11 protein-coding genes are annotated in these 17,668 nt (G+C 40.0%); 3 read left to right on the top strand and 8 right to left on the bottom strand.

The features are described 5' to 3' along the window. On the top strand, positions 1 to 629 hold a 629-nt coding region (locus HMPREF1534_RS16350; RefSeq protein ID WP_005936647.1), incomplete at its 5' end, for a restriction endonuclease subunit S. Positions 630 to 691: 62 nt separating this feature from the next. Then, on the top strand, positions 692 to 1,114 hold the full coding sequence (locus tag HMPREF1534_RS16345; protein WP_018451903.1) for a restriction endonuclease subunit S: 423 nt from the start codon (positions 692 to 694) through the stop codon (positions 1,112 to 1,114). On the opposite strand, the gene HMPREF1534_RS16340 is transcribed toward HMPREF1534_RS16345, so the two are convergent. Next, the gene (locus tag HMPREF1534_RS16340) at positions 1,094 to 2,503 is read right to left on the bottom strand and encodes a restriction endonuclease subunit S (RefSeq protein WP_005936650.1); all 1,410 of its coding nucleotides are present in this window, start codon (positions 2,501 to 2,503) and stop codon (positions 1,094 to 1,096) included. The two genes, HMPREF1534_RS16345 and HMPREF1534_RS16340, sit on opposite strands and share 21 nt — an antisense overlap. 45 nt (positions 2,504 to 2,548) lie before the next feature. On the opposite strand from HMPREF1534_RS16340, the gene HMPREF1534_RS16335 reads away from it, so the two are divergent. Next, positions 2,549 to 3,355 carry a tyrosine-type recombinase/integrase gene (locus tag HMPREF1534_RS16335; RefSeq protein ID WP_005936653.1) on the top strand — a complete coding sequence of 269 codons (807 nt, stop codon included), beginning with the start codon at positions 2,549 to 2,551 and terminating at the stop codon, positions 3,353 to 3,355. A 7-nt stretch (positions 3,356 to 3,362) separates the two neighbouring features. Here the strand turns inward: HMPREF1534_RS16335 and mobV are convergent, their stop codons facing one another. The 7 genes from mobV to HMPREF1534_RS16300 form a co-directional block, all read right to left on the bottom strand. After that, a complete protein-coding gene (gene mobV / locus HMPREF1534_RS16330; RefSeq protein ID WP_005936656.1) occupies positions 3,363 to 4,748 on the bottom strand; it encodes a MobV family relaxase in 1,386 nt (461 codons plus the stop codon). A gap of 203 nt (positions 4,749 to 4,951) precedes the next feature. Next, positions 4,952 to 5,977 (bottom strand): DUF6371 domain-containing protein, encoded by a 1,026-nt coding sequence (locus tag HMPREF1534_RS16325; RefSeq protein ID WP_005936659.1) that lies wholly within the window; start codon positions 5,975 to 5,977, stop codon positions 4,952 to 4,954. 115 nt (positions 5,978 to 6,092) lie between these two features. Further along, positions 6,093 to 7,466 (bottom strand): DUF3987 domain-containing protein, encoded by a 1,374-nt coding sequence (locus HMPREF1534_RS16320; protein ID WP_005936662.1) that lies wholly within the window; start codon positions 7,464 to 7,466, stop codon positions 6,093 to 6,095. Next, positions 7,466 to 7,825, bottom strand: a complete 360-nt coding sequence (locus tag HMPREF1534_RS16315) for a helix-turn-helix domain-containing protein (RefSeq protein WP_005936665.1) — start codon at positions 7,823 to 7,825, stop codon at positions 7,466 to 7,468. Before HMPREF1534_RS16315 ends, HMPREF1534_RS16320 begins: the two co-directional genes overlap by 1 nt. Positions 7,826 to 8,123: 298 nt before the next feature. Continuing rightward, on the bottom strand, positions 8,124 to 10,472 hold the full coding sequence (locus HMPREF1534_RS16310; RefSeq protein WP_005936668.1) for a PIN domain-containing protein: 2,349 nt from the start codon (positions 10,470 to 10,472) through the stop codon (positions 8,124 to 8,126). A 2-nt stretch (positions 10,473 to 10,474) separates the two neighbouring features. After that, on the bottom strand, positions 10,475 to 17,383 hold the full coding sequence (locus tag HMPREF1534_RS16305; RefSeq protein ID WP_005936670.1) for a sacsin N-terminal ATP-binding-like domain-containing protein: 6,909 nt from the start codon (positions 17,381 to 17,383) through the stop codon (positions 10,475 to 10,477). Between the two features lie 19 nt (positions 17,384 to 17,402). Next, entirely contained in the window at positions 17,403 to 17,639 is a 237-nt protein-coding gene (locus HMPREF1534_RS16300) for a helix-turn-helix transcriptional regulator (protein ID WP_005936672.1), read from the bottom strand. Positions 17,640 to 17,668 lie beyond the last annotated feature (29 nt).

Consider the following 17,668-nt stretch of genomic DNA (forward strand, 5'->3'; position numbering starts at 1 on the left):
CTGATTCTGTTATCTATAAAGGTGACGATAACAAGTACTTCGAGAAGAATGGAAATACGGAAATGAATATTACTGACGAGATTCCATTTGAAATACCTGATAGCTGGAGTTGGGTAAGACTTAACGATATATGTTCTTATATCCAAAGAGGGAAGTCACCTAAATACTCTCTGATAAAGAAATACCCTGTTGTAGCGCAAAAGTGTAATCAATGGAGTGGTTTCTCAATAGATAAAGCCCAATTCATAGATCCAGATACTTTATCATCGTATGGTGAAGAACGTATTTTACAGGACGGAGATTTAATGTGGAACTCTACAGGATTGGGAACATTAGGACGAATGGCAATTTATTGTAGTACCTTAAACCCGTATGAATTGGCTGTGACAGATAGTCATGTTACTGTTATAAGAGCAATGAAAAAGTTTGTTCTGCCACAATACCTTTATTACTATTTCACAAGCAATACGGTACAATCTGTAATAGAAGATAAATCGGATGGTAGTACAAAACAAAAGGAGCTTGCAACTGCTACAGTAAAAACTTATCTAGTTCCGATTCCACCTCTGATGGAGCAAAGCCGAATTATCTCAAAGATTGAGCAATTAGCAAGTATTATGAGAGGATAAATGCGCAAACCGTTGAGATTGAGCTTCCTTTTGAATATCCTAACATTTGGTCTGTGCTACGTTTGAAAGACATATGCCAACTGATAGACGGTGAAAAAAGAAACGGAAAGGGCATCTGTCTGGATGCAAAATACCTACGTGGTAAATCATCTGCTACCATTGTAGAGAAAGGAAAATTTGTCTATGCCGGAGATAACATCATTCTTGTAGATGGTGAAAATTCAGGTGAAGTTTTCACTGTTCCGCAAGATGGGTATATGGGGAGTACATTCAAACAGTTATGGCTTTCTTCGGCTATATGGAAACCATATATTTTGGCTTTCATTCTGTTCTATAAAGAGGATTTGAGAAATTCAAAAAGAGGTGCGGCTATTCCGCACCTCAATAAAGAGTTATTCTACAATCTGCCTATTGGTATTCCACCTTATCAAGAACAGCAGCGTATTGCAGAACGGATAAATGAACTATCGCAGTTGCTCAAATAGTTTTTCTATTTGAGCAACAATGCGTTGTTGTTCTTTAATCGGAGGTAATGGTATTAATATTTCTTTTACTTTTGCTATACTTACACCACCTATAATGCCCGTTTTATTTAGGTTAAATAGTTCAAAGAACGATGGTGACTGTAGATAATAGTACATGTATTTCCCGATTCCAACAAATGGTGAGAAACAACATAACTTATTCCCAAAACATACATCTTGATTCAGTATTGCAATTTTTCTTCCGGCACTTCCACCTTCAATACACATCAATATTGAGTTATTGGGAGCAAGTCTAAAATCAGGTTCATATTGTTTCGGAATCGCAATGCCATTATCGTAAATAATCCGATTATTAAAATCAACATCCTTAGTTCCAATATAATAACGTCCTATAACATCTGTAAATTTTGATTTCTTTTCAGTTTCACTAATACTGTTGCCAGTGTAAATGTTTGCAATATGAGAAAGTCTTGTCCATACCCAATTCTTGGGAGTTTCAAAAGGTATCTGTTCTGTTATATCCAAGCACTTTTTACCTACCTGCTCATAATACTTGTTATCGTCACCTTTATAGATAACAGAATCAGACAGGACAGACTTCCTTAACTTACCCTCTTTTACGAGCTTTTGTTTCTCCTGCCGTATCTGCTCAAGTAATTCTCGTGCAGTTCCTTCTTCCGAAATCTGAGGGACGAGTTTACCCTGTATTGCTTCTTGAAGAATTGTTTTCTTTAGCCTTTCGCCAATAGTTGAATTCAGAGAATTCAATTCGCTTTGAAATTTATCATAATTATCTACGATTGGCAAGACTTCCTGTAATTTATCGCATATCCTATCTTGTTCCTTACGTGGTGGTATCGGAAGAAGTTTCGATTTTACATAATCGGATAAAACTCGTTGTTGTCCTGCAGTACCCTTGTATTTTGCTTCTTTGATAAAGAAGTCTGATTTAAGGATATATAGAAGATACCATCGAGCAAATGTATCAGCATATATCCTGATAACATTTAATTCTGTTGTTGCTGTTGCAATATTGCTTGGAACATCGCCAAGGATAAACGATTTCCTATTTTGGAAGCAGGGAGTAATTTTGGCATAAGCAATATCGCCCTTTTGCATTTTCGTAAAACCAGATTTGACATTCCTCCAATATCGTTTCTCAAAAGTATAAGAACTTCTATAACCTGCATCAATCAAAGCCATTGGCATAAAAGCAACTTCGAAATTATCTTCACAGATAACTTGTGGCGAATGATTGACTATATTCCCAAATCTTGCCCATTCCCACCCCTTTGGAATCTCAAACGGAATCTCCTCATCAATACATTTCACTTCCCCCGTAGCGAGAAACTTCTCATAATAGGAACTCAATGAATTTGTAAATACCATACATTATTAATGATAGTGAATTGTTTAACTAATAATGTATCAGACATGAACATTGAAAATTTTGGAACGTATCTTCGTCAAGGGAATATGGCGGAGAACACGATTGCGGCTTATCTATATGCCGTAAAAGAGTATTATTCCCGACATAAGGAACTGAACAAGCGCAACCTGCTTGTTTATAAGACTTATCTCATTGAAAAATTCAAGCCTAAAACCGTAAATCTACGTATTCAGGCAATGAACAAGTATCTTGACTATATGAATAAATCTCGTTTGAGATTAAAATCCGTCAAGGTACAACAGCGTAGTTATCTGGAAAATGTAATCAGCAATGCCGACTACGCTTTTCTGAAAAACAAACTAAAAAAGGAAGAAAACCAAGAATGGTATTTCGTAGTTCGTTTCCTTGCTGCTACAGGTGCACGAGTCAGTGAACTAATACAAATGAAGGTGGAACACGTGCAGATAGGTTATTTTGACATCTATACCAAAGGTGGCAAGATACGTCGTATCTATATTCCTAAATCACTCCGCAAGGAAGCTACGGAGTGGCTCAATAGCACCAATCGTACAAGCGGTTATCTATTCCTCAATCGCTTTGGCGAGCGTATCACCACCAGAGGTATTGCCCAACAGTTAAAAAACTATGCCACAAAATATGGTTTGAACGAGAAAGTGGTTTATCCTCATTCGTTCCGCCATCGCTTTGCCAAGAATTTCTTGGAGAAGTTCAACGATATTTCTTTACTTGCCGACCTGATGGGGCATGAAAGCATTGAAACCACTCGTATTTATTTGAGGCGTAGCAGTGCCGAGCAACAGGAAATTGTGGATAAGATTATAACTTGGTAAAGGCAATTTATCTGCGTTGCTGTGAGTTTTTCGTCTTCTGTTCTCCCCAAGGGAGTTCAGAGGATGAACCTCCGCTACCAGTTCCGACATGGACTTGCGCCTGACCACCTGCGGCAAGTTCAAAAGCCACTCCAAGTAGGTTGGCTTGTGCTTCATTGACCTGTTCCTGAGGCTCAAACACATCATTTATCAATTCATAGATGGTAGCTTCGTCTTTGGTGAAACTTTCCCATATCGGATTGAGCCAATCAACATGTTTTATAGAGTCGTATTTCTCATTACCTACCTGTGTCCAAATATGCAGACTGGGCTTATTATAATTGGGAATGAAATGGTGGATAAGTTCCGCCCCGGATGACAGACTGTAACGCTGAGGGTTAGCCTTACGGTCGAGCTGGTCAATGCGTAGATTCAACTTTTCTATAACAGAATCCTTTGCTTTGGATTGTCGGCCTGTTTTTTCTGCCATACGTATAGCCTTGTCTATCTCTTTCTGATAGCCGTTCCTTAATTGTTCAATCTCTTCCCTATGTTTTTCTTTCAGTTGAGACTTTTCAGACATTAGGGTTTTAATCTGATTTTTGAGTTTGGCAATCTGCTCATCCCTACTCGCAAGCTCTTTTTTCGCTTTAGCCAAATCCCCCTTGCCGAACCACGAAAGGATTGTGTTTTTCCCCTCTTGTGCTTTTTCAATGTCTGCCTGCAATTTGGCGATGTCTTCCTCATACCGATTTATTTGCTGTTTATAGTATTCTGAATTTGCCAGATGTTTTGCTGTAGAACCGACAATGCCACGCTGCAATCCGAATGGCTTCATGGCTGCTGCATAACTGTTCTGGTATTCGTGCAGTTTGCTACGTCGCATAACATCATCTGCCGATAGGCGTGCCCCGGACTTTGTTGCGTACTTCTTCTCACCCTCACGCTTTTTACGAAGTCGTTCTGTTGTTACAATGGGTACGATTGTGGCATGCAAGTGCGGAGTTTTCTCGTCCATGTGCAATACACAAGAAACAAGATTCTCGCTTCCGAAAGTATTTTTCAGCCATTTTAGATTGGCATCTATCCAATTATCCAACTTACCTTCCTTGGCAATCTTCATCATCTGTTCATGTGTTCCGGTCAAGATAATGCGGATGGCTTTCGTCTGGTTCTTGCCGACCTTGCGATGCAGTCTGGCATGGTCTATCCGATGTTGTATAGCATCCGTCCGGTTCTTCACCCCGGCAGGAAATACAACCAGTTCCCGATTGAGGTGCGTCCTATTTGCATCGGCATTGATGGGTACATATTTTTCCCTCTTGGCATCCTTCCTTTCTATATGGCATGACATACCAGAATCATTACCACTGCCACGTTGAAGGTGGCAGACTGCGTATTGCGTATTACTCATATCTTATTTCCTTTTCACTGATTCTTTGGTTGTAAAATCCCGCCTTTTGTGCCACAGGCATCCGGGTGTCGAGAGGGTATCCCTCCGCTTATGGGCTTTTTTACTGCCACTAGGAGAGTGAAAGCGGTGAAAATGCCCTAATAAGCTACGGGATTTTACAAACCCTTTCCCAAAGACAGCGAGCTGTCCTATTCATCTTTTTATTACATCTGTTCTACATCCACTAACTCCAATTTCAATTCATCAATGAGCATCTGCAAAGCCGGATTACGTTGTATCATTTTGGAGAGTATTATTTGCGGAGTATCTTTCATCAGAAGGAAATCTGCAATGTCCAATCCTTTTTTTCGTTGTTCATCTGTAGCGCATTGTTCCAGACTATCACTCAATACAACTTTGGAACATACGGAAGTAAGCAAAGGCATTTTGGTTTGCCAAACTTCTTTTGCTCCCAAGTCTGGGCATAGCATAACTGGCCTTCCTTTCAAAATACTTATCACATCAGGCTTGAAACATCCGTGCATTCCACCGGTAGCCAACCATATAAACTCCGGCATATAATGGGTCGCTACCAAAGCGGATTTTTCGCTTTCCACAATAGCTACTGGTTTGATCGGATTATCAGACAACAGATGTTCGCCAAACAGACATTGCTTCAAATGGTAATTTTGGAAATTTAGTTCCGTATGTACCCAACTTATATAACTTCTTGGCTCTTTTATCCGATGTCCTGTTTTTGAATCATACAACATTATTTTTCCTGTTCGTACATTACCCTGCCAATCAATTTGCCAATAGACGGTAGAACCGCCCCACTTCTTTGATGTACCAACATGATACAGTTGGAATATCCGGGAAGTCTCGTCTTTGCCCAATACTCCGGATAGGTAAATGTACAATGGATTCATGCCATAGTTGGTAAGAGTACGTTCCATTAGTTCATTGTCAACAAAAGAGGTAGGAGATGGCAAATGAGACTTAGGCTTGTCGACTTCAACGAAATCATCCTTTTTGTAATCCATCACCATTGGGTTATCATGAAAATAATCTGATGGAGTGTAATGGTATTGACAAGATTGTTCATGGTCGCATCTGCCTACATAATCAGGAAAAGTTATTTCTCCTTGACTATCTATGTACTTGACAAAGCATTGCTTCTTTCCACACTTCGGGCATGAAAGTTTTGAACCACGCTTATATTTTTGAAGAGAAAATCTATATTCAGCCATACTTCTTTGTCTTGTTATTGCAGTCCATGCAACTTGCACTTATTGCAGTTTTGCAGAAATCCTATGTAAGCGCAAAGTGCAAACTGCAACAACTGCAAACTGCAAAAGGTGTCGTTTATTGCAGTTTCTCATATTCACCTCGCTTTACCTTCTTGATAATCTTATTCGTGGCAAGATTAACCAAAGAGTACATCACCGACCTTTCCGACAACCCTACTTCTTTTCCGGCTTGAATAGCATCGGCAGTAGTGAAAGTTGCGGAAAGGCAATCAAGCAATTCTCTCTTTTGTGGTTCAACGCTCTCTCTCAGCATATATCTTTGAATGTTGGTATAACAGTTCTCAAAGTATTCACTCAATGCAATAGCTGATTTGGTTGAGTCAATATCCACAAAATCCTTGTGTGCTTCATTGCAAGCCCAGCGAAGAATCTGCAAGACTAAAGCCAAACGAGCCGTAATCATGGGAGCCTTAATCACTCTGCTATCCACCAATCCATCATCTTGGATTTGATTAACAGCCCGAATCGCATTATTGCGCCAGTTTGTAAAATAGGCTTTGGCTTCCGAAGAAAATTCCAGTACATTATGTATGGCTCTGTCATCTTCATTCTCTGTAAATGGCAAACTAATCACCTTATTTATAATAGAATCCCACATAGATGAGTATTTACCAAAAGTTGATACGGAAGAATCTTCATCCAAGCCCCAATCTGAAATTTCCTGAGACGATGGATAAACAAAAATTATTCTGTCTATCAGCCCATTGTCTTTATATCCTTTCTCTATTAGTTCGTGCATACGTGTCGTTTGCATCGTGCCGACAATATTTATAAAAGGATGCTCTATATGAATAGGTACAGGGATGCTGCACCTTGAAATATCCAATGGCTTTCCGCTGAATGCAGTCAATAACTGTTCAATGAGTTGCCCTTTGCTATATTGATTCACGGCATTAAACATTCCCATGATTTCATCCACATATACCACGACACCTCGCTGATTGTCATCCAGCGCACGCATTAAAGCCTCCGGTGTAAAATCGGATATGATGATTCTTCGTAAAACAGGTTTGTCCGGCAGTGAAGAGGATTTGTCTTTTTTGACCTTGTTGTTTTCAATCAAGCTATTATAATGCTCCATATCCAATTTGAATTGCTTGATGATTTTTGCATCATGCTTTCGGATAGGGCGGAATGCGAAATCCAAAGGTGGGGTTTTGCCCATTCCGGGACGACCTACCAATATCATATAGAGGGCAGGATTACTAATCCATCCACCACGAATACGGATATTGACAGCGTTGCCAATAGCGGTTGACACTGCCACCAAAAGAGAAGCCATCATGTACTCAATGGAATAATTTTCTTGCCGTGCTAAAGCCAATATCATATCTTGAATTTTGGCAGGAAAAGCATCCAAAGGAATCTTGCTTTCAAAGACCCCTTCAAATTCCATTCTGAGTGCATTGCATAAATTGGTTGAATCCATTAGAACCTGGTATTTCTTTTTGACTTTATGAATTGGGCGGCTTCATCCGCCAGTTCCTTCTGCGATTTCCGTTTGCCGTCATGAAGCCATGCGTCAATCTCCGATTTGAGAAACATGATACGCTTCCCTCTCTTATGAAACGGAATCTGGTGGCAACTCGTCCATCCGTAAACGGTCTGTTCCGCCGGATGGCTGGGTAGGTATTCGCACAGTTCTTTCAGGTTCATCCACTGGTCGACAGGCCGTACTTGTGGGATGTTGTTCAGACTGTCAATCTTGGAATCAAGTTTATTGAGCTTGTCCATCATCCATGACATTGCCTTAGGCAAATCTTCAAATGTAATGTTCATGTCTTCCATATCGTTATTAGTTGATTTTGCTGCAAAGTAATGGCAAATTTCAATACTGATTTATGGATGGCAAATATCACATAAAGAAACATCAGCAGGTCATAAGAATCATAAACTATATGCACTGATTATCAGTGCATATAATGACAAATTCCATTATTAGATTTTTTCGTTTATGCCTCTCGACATAAGGGAATCATCATCGAATCATAAGGTTGTGAAGATAAAAATGTATAGAAACAGAAAGCCACCCACATGAAAGATGCAGATGGCTTACAGAATAAGAAATCAATGTCGCTTTCTATACTTAGCGTAAATTATTTTTTAGAAATTTCTTAAGCGAGATTGTAGTTATACCCAATAGCTTAGACTTAAGTTGTAGCCCATTGTCTGATGTAAGCATAATTGGATTCTGTTCTTTATACTTTAATGCGACTGATAATATCATATTGTCAGGTGAACGTTTATCAAAGTCATCTGGCAATAAAGAAGTATCTGAGAACTCGTATAAAATCTCATGCTGTGACTCATTATTAAGATTACGTAAAGCCTTCTCCGCGTTTTGTCTTCGTTCTTCAGTTAATTTGATTTTCATCTTATCGAGCTCATCCGTCACCTTTGCAGACAAGATGATAGGATACTTTCTGTCAATCTTAGAAATAATATCGGGATAGTCCACAAAAACATTAGTATCAATGATATAATAGTTTTTCTTTGTTATACTTAATTCCTTCTTTTTCCGTTCAAATTGAGAAAGGTCAATTTTACCTACAACTCTCAACCCTATTGTGGAGGAGACCGTTGATACTGTTTTTTCTTCAGATATAGGTTGGACTATAGGGGCTGATGATTCTGACTCTTGCAAATTAGTTCTCCATACATTTGTTTTACCATCAAACTTATCACAATTATCTATAAACTGTAATACTGTAGGTGATACAGTGTGAAATTCGTTAAGAGGCATATCTGAAATAATGAGAGTCGTACTAAGCGAACGGCTTGTTGCTACATTAAAACGTCGATCTTCTAGTGCGAAACCCGGATTCCTTCCAGGAATGTATAGAATAGCATAATCAACAGTCATACCTTGGATTCTATCTATCGTTTCGATAGTTATATCCAGTTCAAGGTCAGACGTACAGAAACGTTTCTGCAGTTCCTTTACAGAATCTCTAAAAGGTGTTATGATAGCTAAAGAACGATCAGGGTAAAATTTTTCCAGCTTTTCAATCACATCTCGTATAATAGCATCTGCTTTATCTGAATAAACTCCATTGCGGACATCTAGTGTACAATGGTAAAGTACACCGCCATCTTGTGGAAATAAGACACTATTCGCTTTGGTAAAATCTAAATAGTCTTGCTTCACAGACACAAAACGATTTCCGTAAAAGTATTTTGTAAGGGAGGCTGATCGACTCGTGAGACGGAAAGTGGTTACTATACGATAAGATTTTATCGATGTCCCCAGCACCATAGACTTCAATCCTTCAACTTGTGTTGCCACATTCCACGAATTATATTGTGGATTGTTAAGTTTCACGATAGGTGGCAACTGCATAGGATCACCTACAATTAGGCAATCAATCCCCAACTGCTTAAACGCAACTATAGCCGTGAGAAAAGCCTGAGAAGCTTCTTCTATGACTACCAAATCGTATTGTGGCAAACCATACAGAGTCATCTTCTTTTCGCTAAAAACACTTGACAACTGATAGTTTGTCGCACAGAGCATTTCGCCACCAGGAACCTGCAAGTCGGCAGAGGCAGCTTTTACACCAGACACCTGTTTGCGTTCGTCAATAGAGAGATTTGTCTTGCTGACACGACCTTCCTTCACATACTTCTGCAAAGGCTTCTGCTTTATCAACTCGATAAGACCCTTGTTCGCCATGGTGGTGACGCAGACGGTTTTGCCAGCATCAAGATACGATGAAATCACAGAAGCGATGGTGTAACTCTTACCAGTTCCCGGAGGACCTTGTACGATACAACAATGTTCATTAGCGAGCGTGTCTATGATTGTGTCAGAAATGCCTGTTGGCTTCTGTTCATCAAATGCGAGTTCCTCGGGTGTCCATTCCTCATAATCTATAGTCGGTTCAAGGTTCAATTCATCGTTTGAAGAGAATGCATCCATATAGCTGGCAAGGTTGCGGAAATACTCTACAGGAGGAAATGGATTATGGACGATAAGTGAAAGACTTTTGCCATCAACCAACGCCTTTGACAAGATATCGTACAACTTAAAACTGAATCCAGAGCATGCAACATAGTCATAGTTGGAATCACCAGTATGAACATAGTACATTGGAGTCATGTCAGAACCAGAAGAATGAAAATCCTTATTGTCAACGAACTCATCCCAACGGCAGATCCACTCCGTAACGTGTTCACCTAATGCTTGCTTAGCACCTTTCTTAATTATGCACACGCCCTTCAGAACTTTCAAACGTGGAGCCATACGACGAGGGCATTTGAGGATAATCATGCCTGTCTCATGCTGAATGGAATCAACATAAGCAAGCGATAATTCACCTGTCTTAAATAAGTTCCGCATCTGCGAGCGATTGATCTTTTGTTGCTCGTCGATAGCCTCTTTCACTTGGTCAGCAAAGAATGACTTATAGTTTGCAAGTTTGATATTGTCAATCATAATCAATAGTCGTTATCGTTGTAATCATCGTTACCATCTTCCGCTTCTGCCATAGCACCAACATAGTGAGCGAATACGGCATCCATATTTGTACGAGCAGCCACACGAATCAAGGTGTATGCAGTACCTTTGGCATCTTCAAGTATGCCTGTATAAAGAGCCCTTACTACATCAACCTTCTCCTTGCCGGTAATCTTGATAACAACATCGTCTTTTTCTACGAGTTTCAGGAATTCCTCGGCGTTGTTAATGTAATGGAAGTTCTTGCCTTGTCCATCAAGATAAACGCAAATCTTCCACTTGTCATCAACCATCTTATTCCATACAGAAGGAGAAATATACATCACGCCACGAGCAGCACTACAAGCATGAATGTATCTGCCATCTTTAAGTTTGTGTACAGTTACATCACTCGCATTACGCACGAACTCTTCCATTGTTTCCTCAGGCTCTGCGTGCATCTCATTTCTGAGGTTCTGGTACAGACGCAACTGAGCAAGATAGTTGGTGTCGGCAATCTGCTCTGGCTTGATGTTACATTGAGCTAAGAGGTCTATTTCCTCCCTCGTTGGTGGTAATGATTCCAGTTCAAGAGGCGTTCCATGTGAGCGAAGGCGTTCTAATTCCTTTTTGGTGAAAATCTTCGGATGCTTACGTGTACGAGGTTTGTAAGGTCTGTCACCAACAGGTTGATAATTCTTGTCCTTATCAACAGATCCCATGTACCCATTACTGTCAGGATCATAATCCTTATGAGGCTTGTTTGATGAAGCGTGAGACGTGTTAGACATATGAGTATTAGAAGACGTTGTGCTGGCATTATCCGTTGTGTCAACATCTTCATCAACGTCAGCTTCTACATCGTCTGTTTCATCTGTGTCATCGTAGTCTTCAATATCCTCTTCATCAACCTGTTCATATGTGTCATACTGACCAAGGTCATTTTCTGGCTCTTCCTCTGCTGTAGATGACGTTGCTTGACCAACTAGTGATTCAGTTTGTTGCGACTGCTGTTGTGGACGAGAGTCAGAAGTTGACTGCTGCGATGCGGTTTGAATAGGTTCTTTTGGTGATGTCTCTGATTCTTCCCCAACTTCAAGTTCGTTAACAGGTCTTGACGTTACATCTTTATTTGGTGCACCAGGCTTGTCATCCTCGCGAATAGTTTTCGTATCGTCAACATGCTGATTTTCTGTTGATGTCTCTGTAGTTGCTTCAGTAGCAGAATCTGTTGGTTCATTCGTAGCATTGCTATAGTAATCGTTTTCTGTTTCGATAGGTTCTTCTTCCTCTGGCTCAACGTTGATGGTCAAATCCAACGATCTGAGATAAGCGCGGAACTTTTCATCGTATGCAAGTGAAGAGCAATACTTTTCGATGCACGCTTCTACAGAAACGCTATCATCAAGAACGTCTTCACATACATTATCATACACGTCAAAACCTACCAGTCGCTTCAATCTACTACAGAACTTTGTAAAGGTACGATTATGCTTCCATGAGCTTACATAATAAAGGTGGTTGTCATCGTTATAGATACGCTCCACATCATTATGTATAGTGTCATAACCGAGGTCTATTTTTTCACATACAACAAAATGATACTGCGACAGCTTTGTATTATAACGTTCGTAGAGTTCTTGGAATCGATCTGGGTTCTCGATAGCCGACAAGATAAGCAGACGAGGTCTGAGTATGGCAACCATATCAGCTGTTTCATCTTGTTTGCCTATAGGTGTTGCCACAAAATCAGAACTTGTCAGACATTTTATCTTCAGCATGTTGCAGACCTTGACAAACGAATCTGTATCATAAGGGAAAGCACTTGTCTGCATAACAAACTCATCGCCACGGAAGATATTCCTTTCCTGTGTCGCATCTGGATGGATAGCATAAAGTTCCGTAATATGCTTCTTCTGCCCCTTACCATTACGCCATTCTGCAGTTGGCGTTTTACGATAGTTGTCAACCAAAGTCTCATCTTGAATAGGCGAAGACAGCATCCAATTAATCACTATACTGCGGAAATTAGTTTCTTCCTCTCTTGGATGCGTAACACGAGCAAGGTAATAAAGGCAATCTTCAAAAGAGAGAGCTTTACAGAAGTTGATCTTCTCAAATAATTCACGAGCATCACGATTGTCAATAGAGTCAACAATAGCTTTGCAAGGAACCTTCTCTTGCCATTGAGGTACCTTGGCACGAACAGCATAACCAGCTATGTGAGGTGTATACAACAACTCCGGCTTTTGAACAGAATTCTCTGTTGGTATGCACACGCGGTTATTGAAACATCCATCTTCTACCCAGGATTCATATTCGACCAAGCGACGAGAGAAACATTTCGACCAGAAATAACAAGCAAATGTGCGGTTTGCGAGATACTTCAAGTCCTCTCGCGTCATATTCTGATGCACGTTCTCCGCCTTGAAATATTGTTTGATGATATCCTTGTTGCCTTCGAAGATGTAAGTGTCTGAAAGATACGACAATTCAGCCACACCATTTGCCTCAAAGTCGCACGTTGGAGAATATTCTGTTCCAAGTGTCAGCTCATGAGCAAGCTTGTATGTCGTTTCATTCGACTTGACCAGATACTTTATCTGCTTACGAAGTGTGTCATTTATGTCATACTCACTCTGTATCTTGACTACTTCACGTACAAACTGAATGTGAATGTCTGCAACGCTATTCTCATCGGCAGTAAACTTTGCAAGATAATCCTTAACCTTTGCGTCAATCCACATTTGCTTTGTGGTAATGAGATTGCGATTACCGTACTCTTCAGAGATAGCATGAAGCAAGTCCTTATTTGCCTTTAGAATATCGGGATGAACCTCGTTGGCAAGAGTGATGTACTTGAATGGCTCAGATACAGAATCCTCATCCATATTGACGATTATTACCTGATCTAGAGTCTTATAACCAGCATATTGAGTGCGAACTCTCAACTGCATAATTTGGTATTTCCTTTCTGCCCATTTATCCTTCAGGTCTTTAAGGTGCTTGGTCATCATCGCTACAACAGAATCCAAAGACTCTACTTCAATAGTTGAAAGCTTAGGCAAGATGTCTGAGAAAAGAATATCCTTGTTATCGGACTTAAGACCGAGTTTCCTGAACAATTTCATCCACTCTGACTTCTCGTTCTCATTGGCGGTTTCGATGTAAGACGAAGACACAAACTGCGCCTCCTTTACATACTTAGTTACCAGCGCCTCAATTTGTTCTTGCTGATAGGTGTCAGAAATGTAAAGTGATACACAATTGATAAGCGCGTTGTTATTGTCAAGTAACGGAATAGTCTTAAACTTATCAACAGATGCAATTTGCTTCTGGTTTACCTTTACCCATCGCCAGAAATCAACGTTATTGTTTATAACATTAACCGATTGACGCAAGTTTGCGTTCTGAGCAAGAATGTCAGTTGTGGTATTGATGTCAAACTTCACAATCTTGAACAGCTGACGCATATCCTGAGAGAAATCATCGGTATATTTCTGTGAGAGCACAACATACATCTTCGGACACCATGCTTTCTCGCACAGAATCTTTGCGTCCTCGTTGTATTCGATATACTGGATATTCAGTTCCCTTGCTCTTACTATGGTTCCGTCATAGGCAAGTAAAGGCATATCCTTGATGTCGTTGAAACTCATAGTATCATCAAAGAGTCTGTCTGCGTCACGCTTCAGGTACTCCAAGAATGTGAGCATAGTTGCCTCGTCAACAAGACCGGCATAGATAACCGCCTTATTCTTGATTACAACATCTGTGAAGAACGACTTGTCTGTGAAGGTCTTAACGCCAAACTGCTGACGCAAGAACGATTCCAGTTTCTTTACCTCTTCCTTCTCACGACCTTCAAAGTAATCATTCGATAGAGCATACATCATGCTATCCTGCAACCAAGCATGATTGATATTGTCAGCATAGGTGCTGTTCTGAGCATACGCATCCTGATTGAAGTATCGCACGTCATCGTTGCAAAGATATACCTCATTTTTGTGGATGTCAACACAACGCAAGACATAATCCTTGAAAACGTTTTCCTTCAACTGCGCTTCACAACCATACACATATTCAACAAATGCTTTGTTGGCGGCATAATTGTTTTCTATGGCAGCGTTTACTTTTGCTCGGAAATCGGCATCGCCAACTATGACAGTCGTGATGAAGGAGTCCTTGGTAAATTCGTTGAATCCAAGGTTAGTAAATATTGCAGTTATATTATCTTTCTCGTCATCAGCCAGGCTGTCAAAATAGATATGCGATAGTACGTTGATAAGATTCTCGCCCAACCATTTCTCACGTATTAAGCCATGAGCTTCTTCGTTGAAGAAGTAGTGATAATTGGTATAGTCGGTACTTGCACCACCATCCTCGGTAATGTACGGAACCTTTGTCTTGTTAGCCTTTAAATCAACTTCCTTTACTGCAAGATAACGATAGAATGCAACAGAATTGCTTGGTACGTTAAGCAACGCCATAGCATCCTCATTGGATAGAATGTAATCTGTAATCATAGACGCAGCAGAGAAAGACAGGAAATACTTGTCTGCAAATGATTTCCAATTTTCATCTTCCTCAAAATTTGCTCTTGATGCCTCGCAAAGATGCGGTACAAATCTACGCAAGAATCCTATTCCATTACAATTCGTGTCAAAATCATAGTAGAGACTTCCTGCTGTAAACAAATCGCCTTCGTATTCAATAAATATATTTTTCTTCGCAAACTCGTTTAGTTCATCCTCACTCAACCAATGTCTAATAAATCGTGTATTGTTTTCGGGAACTGTCAACCATGTCTGGAAATCAGTTTCCTCACATTTCTTTACAACAGCATCAACCTTTACATCAAGGCTCGAAGGAGAATGCTTGTACAAGAAATCCATGAATGCCTCCGATTGTCTTAACTCGTCAACTGGCAAGGAGTAGTCACCCAACTCCATAAGAATTATGAAGTCTTCGTCTGAAATGACTCCGTTCGCTGTCATGCCAGTCATGTCGTTAATAATATTGTCGATGCATTCAAAGGTTTGTTCACCATCCTTATCCACGCATGGAACAAAAGGCTCTTCTTTTATGAACTTTTCAAATTCTTCCTGGAACTCCTCTATAAACGTCTTATACACGCGTCTCTTCTTGCACTCATCAAAGTCTGGGATAAGTGCAAAGATAGAGTCAAGGTCGTATTTTTTGCTTTCAATAAGCTGCTTGATCCAATAAAAGAACTGTTTACCTGCAATACGAGCAATAACGTGATTGAGCTCGATATCCTCAATATCATCACGCTGTCCGTTGGGCACCATATCGGTATTCATTAGGAAATTGAAGCCCCAATCAGCCCGCTTTGCTGGCAGATAGCAATAAAGTATGGCATCATCAACTGGCGTCAACTTTCTTTCAGCTTTCTTGCACGCAAACTTTACCGCAGTCTTACGGAAGTTCATGTACTTCTCAGGTATTTTCTCATAACCATCCGAACGAAGAGAGTCTGGATTTTCCAAGACATCGTTTATCTTATCTGTAATATCCTCAGGAATATCATCTACAAGAGAATCTGATACACACCAGTCTTTATTGTCTTTCTCACGTACAATCGGTTCATCCTGACCATCAATAAAGATGCTAACCTTCTTGATGTTCGGGATAAACAATATGACGCGCTCTGATTCAAATACATCGGTAAACAAATCGATGTAGTTATCATCTCTGTCTTCATCGGTCAGAATTTCCTTATCTCGTGGTTGGAGAGCGAACTTTACTCTGAACTCTTCGTTAGGATGCTGACGGAATACAGACTTGATTTCATTATCGATCTCATTATGTTCCGTCCAGATTGGCAATATCTGCCACGGTGTATTGATTACATCCGTAGCAGACTTGTCGAACCTGAATGTGTAATTACCAGTATTGAGGAGAACATAGTCGTTGTCAAGGAAAACGGTCTTAAAACCAATACCTTTGTAGCCGATGGCTTCGGTATTGTCAGACTTCTCGCCATCATTTATATCACAAATAGCTGCAATATTCTTTGGATTGAAATATTCACCTGTATGCTCGAATGTTAAGTAGTTCTCGGTAATATGGAACTCTACATCAACAGGCAAAGGTTGAATCTTACCATCAATTTTTGTACGAAGAGGATAGTCGTTAGCATTCTGCAGCAACTCATAGATGAATACTTCCTTACCGCTTTGTGTAAGTTGCTTTTTGAGAGTATCAAGCGAACGAGCAATCTTCTTTGCAGCACCTGCAGGGTAACGCATAATGCCCTCGTAAAGACTGCTCACAATGTCTTTGGGGTAAATTGGTGTTATTTCCTCATGCAAGTCAATACCGAACTTGAGAGGATCGGTTTCAAGCAATACCCAAGTGAACTTGTAGTATGCATAGCGGTTGAACTCCTTGTTGCTTCTGAATGAGATAGACAGATTCTTTATACCACGTTCCTTATCTTCAATCTTTGTAAAATCAGTATTACGGATATCTGTTATCGTAAACCAACCTTCATTTCTTTGAGGCGCAAACTGACCAATAAACTGATTGTTCTCAAGACGCAATCTGCGTTTGATTTTAACGACCTCCTCGGAATCTACGTATTGGGTTGCTGCACGATTGTATTGTGGTCTTCTTTGCTCTTCGTGAGATTTTGGCTTAGCTTTTTCAATTACATACCTTATAGGTTTTTCTCCCGAGAAATCTGTCCAGAATGAAAACAATCCAGAATCTGTTAAAAATTCATAGAAATGATCGTACCCCAGATTCTTATAATTGATACCTACTTTTCCAACAGCACGTAAGAAATCATACTGGTTCACCCATCCATCACCCTTGTCAACCAGTTCAACCTTAGGCAAAGATTGATATATCTCACGTAATTTTTCTATTATTGATTTGCTGACCATATTCTATTAGATTTAGTTATTACAAGATCGTCATCATAATTTTCTGATTGTCTGTAGGTACGAGCAACTCCCGAATATCAACTTCAAGTATTCTTGCAGTTTCTACTAGAGTTTCAAGAGTGGGTTGAGTTGTGTTAGTACACCATTTGCTCACTGTAGCCTGATCTTTACCTATTTGGTCAGCAAGCCACTTGTTCGTTTTCTTCTTTTCTACGAGAACTACTTTGATACGATTAATGTTTTTATTTGTTGCCATATAATTACACTCTATTGTCTTATACCTTC

Source organism: Phocaeicola massiliensis B84634 = Timone 84634 = DSM 17679 = JCM 13223, assembly GCF_000382445.1.
In the GTDB taxonomy this organism is placed as follows: Bacteria; Bacteroidota; Bacteroidia; order Bacteroidales; family Bacteroidaceae; genus Phocaeicola; species Phocaeicola massiliensis.

What these genes read in the sequence shown, in the direction of transcription:
- HMPREF1534_RS16315 (WP_005936665.1), bottom strand. Translation starts at nt 7,825, where the DNA reads ATGGAAGACATGAACATTACATTTGAAGATTTGCCTAAGGCAATGTCA.
- HMPREF1534_RS16305 (WP_005936670.1), bottom strand. Translation starts at nt 17,383, where the DNA reads ATGGTCAGCAAATCAATAATAGAAAAATTACGTGAGATATATCAATCT.
- HMPREF1534_RS16335 (WP_005936653.1), top strand. Translation starts at nt 2,549, where the DNA reads ATGAACATTGAAAATTTTGGAACGTATCTTCGTCAAGGGAATATGGCG.
- HMPREF1534_RS16310 (WP_005936668.1), bottom strand. Translation starts at nt 10,472, where the DNA reads ATGATTGACAATATCAAACTTGCAAACTATAAGTCATTCTTTGCTGAC.
- HMPREF1534_RS16340 (WP_005936650.1), bottom strand. Translation starts at nt 2,503, where the DNA reads ATGGTATTTACAAATTCATTGAGTTCCTATTATGAGAAGTTTCTCGCT.
- HMPREF1534_RS16320 (WP_005936662.1), bottom strand. Translation starts at nt 7,466, where the DNA reads ATGGATTCAACCAATTTATGCAATGCACTCAGAATGGAATTTGAAGGG.
- HMPREF1534_RS16300 (WP_005936672.1), bottom strand. Translation starts at nt 17,639, where the DNA reads ATGGCAACAAATAAAAACATTAATCGTATCAAAGTAGTTCTCGTAGAA.
- HMPREF1534_RS16325 (WP_005936659.1), bottom strand. Translation starts at nt 5,977, where the DNA reads ATGGCTGAATATAGATTTTCTCTTCAAAAATATAAGCGTGGTTCAAAA.
- mobV (WP_005936656.1), bottom strand. Translation starts at nt 4,748, where the DNA reads ATGAGTAATACGCAATACGCAGTCTGCCACCTTCAACGTGGCAGTGGT.